General features: G+C 76.6%; 1 protein-coding gene (running past one end of the window). It reads left to right on the top strand.

All coding sequences use genetic code 11. The features are described from left to right. The first annotated feature begins 33 nt into the window (after positions 1 to 33). Positions 34 to 6012, top strand: the 5' portion of a protein-coding gene (locus ACWD3O_RS20015; protein WP_451416798.1) for a type I polyketide synthase. 23790 nt of this gene lie beyond the right edge of the window; only the first 5979 of its 29769 coding nucleotides appear in the window; its start codon is at positions 34 to 36; its stop codon lies off the right edge, out of view.

Genomic DNA, 6012 nt, shown 5'->3' with positions numbered 1-6012 from the left:
CATGTACGGTCCCGCCTGCTGGGAGTCACGCTGATGGCGAATGAAGAGAAGCTGCTCGACCACCTGAAGTTCGTCACGGGTGAGCTCCGGCAGGCGCACCAGCGGCTGCGCGAACACGAGGAGCGGGACTCCGAGCCCATCGCCGTCGTGGCGATGGCCTGCCGCTTCCCCGGCGGGGTCCGCACCCCGGAACAGCTGTGGGAACTGGTCACCGAGGGCAAGGACGCCATCGGGCCCTTCCCGGCGGACCGGGGCTGGGACCTGGACGCGCTGCTCGACCCCGACCCCGAGCGGCCGGGCGGCAGCTACGCCCACGAGGGCGGATTCCTCCACGACGCCGCCGAGTTCGACGCCGGGCTCTTCGAGATCTCGCCGCGCGAGGCCGTCGCCATGGACCCGCAGCAGCGGCTGCTGCTGGAGACCTCCTGGGAGGCCTTCGAACGCGCGGGCATCGACCCGAAGTCGCTGCGCGGCAGCCGCGTCGGCGTGTTCGCCGCCACCAACGGCCAGGACTACGCCGCCGCGCTCGCCGCCGACCCGGCGGCCGCCGAGGGTTACCTCGCCACCGGTGCGGTCGCCAGCGTCCTGTCCGGCCGCCTCTCCTACGTCTTCGGTCTGGAAGGCCCCGCCCTCACCGTGGACACCGCCTGCTCGGCGTCCCTGGTGGCGCTGCACCTCGCCGTGCAGTCGCTGCGCCGGGGCGAGTGCACCATGGCGCTGGCCGGCGGCGTCACCGTGATGGCCACGCCCGCCGCCTTCGTCGAGTTCAGCCGGCAGCGCGGGCTGGCCGCCGACGGCCGCTGCAAGGCCTTCGGCGACGGCGCGGACGGCACCGGCTGGGGCGAGGGCGTCGGCGTCCTCCTGGTCGAGCGGCTCTCGGACGCCGTGCGCAACGGCCACCAGGTGCTGGCCGTCGTACGCGGCTCGGCCGTCAACCAGGACGGTGCGTCCAACGGCCTCACCGCCCCCAACGGACCCTCCCAGCAGCGGGTCATCCGCGACGCGCTCGCCTCGGCGGGCCTGGCGCCCTCCGACGTGGACCTGGTCGAGGCACACGGCACCGGCACCCGTCTCGGCGACCCCATCGAGGCGCAGGCACTGCTCGCGACCTACGGCCGCAACCGTCCCGCCGACCAGCCGCTGTGGCTCGGCTCGGTCAAGTCCAACATCGGGCACACCCAGGCCGCCGCCGGTGTGGCCGGCGTCATCAAGGCGGTCATGGCGCTGCGGCACGGCGTGCTGCCCCGCACCCTGCACGCCGACCGGCCCTCCCGGCAGGTGGACTGGTCGGCCGGCGCCGTCCGGCTGCTCGCCGAGAACCGGAGCTGGTCGGATTCCGGCCGCACCAGACGCGCCGCCGTCTCCTCGTTCGGGGTGAGCGGCACCAACGCGCACACCGTGCTCGAGCAGGCCCCCGAGCCCGACCTCGCGTCCGAGGAGACCCCGGCCGCGCCCTCCCCGACGGCCGCCGAGCCGCCGCTGATCCCGCTGCCGCTCTCCGCCCGCACCCCGCGCTCCCTGCGCGAGCAGGCGGCCGGCCTCCGCGCGCTCCTCACCGAGCGGCCCGGGACCCGCCTGGCCGACCTCGGCCACTCCCTGGCCACCACCCGCGCGTCGCTCGCCGCGCGCACCGTGGTGCTGGCGGCAGGACACGACGACGCCCTCCGTGCCCTCGCCGGGCTCGCCGAGGGCACGGTCCCGCCGGAGGCCGAGTCCGGCATGGTGGCCCCCGGGCGCACCGCGTTCCTGTTCTCCGGTCAGGGCGCGCAGCGGGTCGGGATGGGCCGCGAGCTGTACGCGGCGTTCCCCGTGTTCGCCGAGGCCCTCGACGCCGTGTGCGCGGCGGTGGAGCTCGAACTGCCGCTGCGGGACGTCGTGTTCGGGGACGACGCGGAGCTGCTGGCGCGGACCGCGTACACGCAGCCCGCCCTTTTCGCCGTCGAGGTGGCGCTGTTCCGGCTGGTGGAGTCCTGGGGCCTCACCCCGGACGTGCTGATCGGCCACTCCATCGGCGAACTCGCCGCCGCCCACTGCGCGGGCGTGCTGTCCCTGGAGGACGCCTGCCGCCTAGTCTCGGCGCGTGGCCGGCTGATGGACGCGCTGCCGTCCGGCGGCGCCATGCTCGCCGTCGAGGCCGCCGAGGACGGGCTGGAGCTGCCGGAGGGCGTGGACCTCGCGGCCGTCAACGGCCCCACCTCCGTCACGGTCTCCGGCGACGCCGAGGCGGTCGACGCGTTGGAGCAGCGGCTGCGTGCCGAGGGCGTGCGCGTGAAGCGGCTGACCGTCTCGCACGCGTTCCACTCGCACCTGATGGAGCCCATACAGGCGGAGTTCGCCGCCGTCGCCGGGTCGCTCACCTACCGCACCCCGACCGTCCCGGTCCTGACCACCGCCTCCGGCGACCTGGCCACCCCCGGCTACTGGGTGAGCCAGATCCGCGAGCCCGTCCGGTTCGCCGACGCCGTCGGCCGGGCCCACGAGGCCGGAGCCACCCGCTTCCTCGAACTCGGCCCCGACGGCACGCTGTCCGCGCTCGTCCCGCACATCGCCGACGACGTGACCGCCGTCCCCACCCTGCGTTCCTGCCGCGACGAGGCCACGGCCCTGCTCCACGGCATCGCGCGCGCCCACGTCCACGGTGCGCCCGTCGACTGGTCCGCCCCCCTGGCCGCGGCCGGCGCCCGGCCCGTGGAACTGCCCACGTACCCGTTCGAGCGGCAGGCGTACTGGCCGAGCGCCCGCATCGGCACCGGGGACCTGACCTCCGCCGGGCTCGGCGCGGCCGGCCACCCGCTGCTGGGGGCCGCCGTGTCGCTGGCCGCCGGCGGCGGGGTGCTCCTCACCGGCCGGATCACCGCCGCCACCCACGGCTGGCTCACCGACCACACCATCCACGGCAGCGTCCTCCTCCCGGGCACCGCCTTCGTCGAACTGGCCTGGCAGGCCGGGGAGTACGTCGGCTGCGGCACCGTGGAGGACCTCACCCTCACCGCGCCCCTCGTGCTGCCCGCACGCGGCGGTGTGCAGATCCAGGTCAGCGCCGGGGCCGAGAACGAGGACGGCACCCGCCGCCTGGAGATCCACTCGCGCCCCGACGGCGAGGAGGAGTGGACCGGCCACGCCGTCGGCGTCCTCGCCGCCACCGCGGCCGACCCGGCCGGCGCGCCGCAGGCGTGGCCGCCGCAGGCCGAGCCGATCGACCTCGACGGCTTCTACGGGCGGGCCGCCACGGCCGGCTTCACGTACGGCCCCGTGTTCCAGGGCCTCAAGGCCGCCTGGCGGGCCGGCGAGGAACTGTACGCCGAGGTGGAACTGCCCGCCGCCGCCCACCGCGACGCCGGCCGCTGCGGACTGCACCCCGCCCTGCTCGACGCGGCGCTGCACCTGACCGGTCTCGACCCGGACCGGGCCGGGCTGCCCTTCGGCTGGGAGGGCGCCACCCTCCACGCGACCGGCGCCACCACGGCCCGCGTCCACCTGGCGCCCACCGGGGCGGACACCTGGACGCTGCGGATCAGCGACCCCGAGGGCGGCCCCGTCGCCACCGTCGAGTCGCTGACCCTGCGCGCCGCGACCGCCGTCGGCCCGCGCCACGACTCGCTGTTCACCCTCGACTGGACGGCCGTCCCCGTGCCGGAGCGGACCGGCACCCTCGCCACCGCCGCCGACAGTCTCGACGCCTTCCTCGCCGGGCACACCGGCGCGGCGCCCGACGCCGTCGCCTGGCCCGTGGCGGACGCGGACACCGACACCGCCGTCGCCGAGGTCCTGACCGGCCTCCATGCCTGGCTCGCCGACGAACGGTTCACCGGCTCCCGCCTGGTGCTGGTCACCCGCTCCGCCGTGGCCGCCGCGACCGGCGACGACGTCACCGGTCTGTCCGGCGCGGCCGTCGGCGGACTCGTACGCTCCGCGCAGGCCGAACACCCCGACCGTTTCGTGCTGCTGGACACCGACACCGACACCACCCCCGACGACGCCCTGCTCGCCGCGCTCGCCCACGGCGACGAACCCTGGCTCGCCCTGCGCGGCGGCACCCTGCTCGCCCCCCGGCTGGCCCGCGCGTCGGCGTCCGGCGCGCTCGCCGTGCCCGACACCGGGGCGTGGCGGCTCACCGCCGACCGCGCGACCGGATCCCTGCGCGACCTCGCCCTCACCCCCGCCCCCGGGACGGCCGCGGAGCTCGCGCCGGGCGAGGTGCGGGTCGCGGTCCGCGCGGCCGGCGTCAACTTCCGCGACGTCCTGATCGCGCTCGGCCAGTACCCCGACCCGTCCGCCCTCATGGGGTCGGAGGGCGCCGGCGTCGTGGTCGAGGTCGGCCGCGGCGTCAGCGACCTCGCACCCGGCGACCGCGTGTTCGGCCTGTTCGCGGGCGGCTTCGGACCCCTCGCCGTGGTCGACCGGCGGATGCTCGCGCCGGTGCCGCCGGAGTGGACGTTCACCGACGCGGCGACCGTACCGATGGCCTTCCTGACCGCGTACTACGCCCTGGTCGACCTGGCCGCCCTCGAGCCCGGCGAACGGGTGCTGATCCACGCGGCCGCCGGCGGCGTCGGCATGGCGGCCGTACAGCTCGCACGGCACCTCGGCGCCGAGGTGTACGGAACGGCCTCGCCCGCGAAGTGGGCGGCCACCGGCCTGGACACCGCCCACCTCGCCTCCTCCCGCGACCTCGGCTTCGAGGCGGCCTTCGCCGAACGCACCGCCGGCCGCGGCGTGGACGTCGTCCTCAACGCGCTGGCCGCCGAGTTCATCGACGCCTCCGCACGGCTGCTCGCCCCCGGCGGACGCTTCGTCGAGATGGGCAAGGCCGACCTGCGCGACCCGGAGTCCTTCGGCGACCGCAGCTACCGCGCCTTCGACCTCGGCGACGCGGGACCGGACCGCCTCCAGCAGATGCTGCTGGAGGTCCTCGACCTGTTCCGCGCCGGCCACCTCACCCTGCTGCCCGCGCGGACCTGGGACGTCCGGCAGGCGCCCGACGTCCTCCGCCACGTCGGCGCCGGCCGGCACGTCGGCAAGAACGTGCTCACCCTCCCGCGCGCCCTCGACCCGGACGGCACCGTCCTCGTCACCGGCGGCACCGGCGTCCTCGGGCAGCGGCTCGCCCACCACCTGGTCGAACGGCACGGCGTACGCCACCTGCTCCTCGTGAGCCGCAGCGGCCCCGACGCACCCGGCGCCCGGGAACTCGTGGAACGGCTCGGCGCGCTCGGCGCCCAGGTGCGGGTCGCGGCGTGCGACGCCGCCGACCGGGACGCGCTGGCCGCGCTCCTGGCCGGCCTCCCCGCCCGGCACCCCCTCACCGGCGTGGTGCACGCGGCCGGCGTCGCCGACGACGGCGTCGTCGACGCGCTGACACCCGAACGGATCACCGCCGTCCTGCGCCCCAAGGCGCACGCCGCGCTGGCCCTGCACGAGCTGACCGCCGGCCACGACCTGGCCCTGTTCACCCTGTACTCCTCGGCGTCCTCCGCCTTCGGCTCACCCGGCCAGGCCAACTACGCCGCCGCCAACGCCTACCTGGAGGCGCTCGCCCAGCACCGCCGCGCCCGGGGACTCGCCGGGACCGCGCTCGGCTGGGGCCTGTGGGCGGAGGAGAGCGCCATCAGCGGCGGCCTCGACACCACCGGTGTCTCCCGCGCCACCCGTGTCGGCGGCGCGCTCACCACGGACGAAGGGCTCACCCTCTTCGACGCCGCCCACGACACCGGGCTGCCCCACCTGCTCCCGCTGCGCTTCGACCTGTCCGCCGCCCGGACGCTGCGCCCCGTACCCGCCCTCCTCCGCGGCCTCGTCCGCGCGCCCGCCCGCCGCGTCGCCGGCGCGGTCACCGGCGGCTCCGGGCTCGCCGAACGCCTCGCCGCGCTCCCCGCCGCCGAACAGCACCGCCTGCTCACCGGGCTGGTGCGCGCCGAGGCCGCCGCCGTCCTCGGCCACTCCGGCGTCGACGCGGTCGCCCCCGACCGGGTGTTCCGCGAACTCGGCTTCGACTCGCTGACCTCCGTCGAA

This window comes from Streptomyces sp. NPDC002640 (assembly GCF_053592575.1).
Note: the sequence above shows the minus strand (reverse complement) of the source record. Positions and strands in the feature narration are given on the sequence as shown.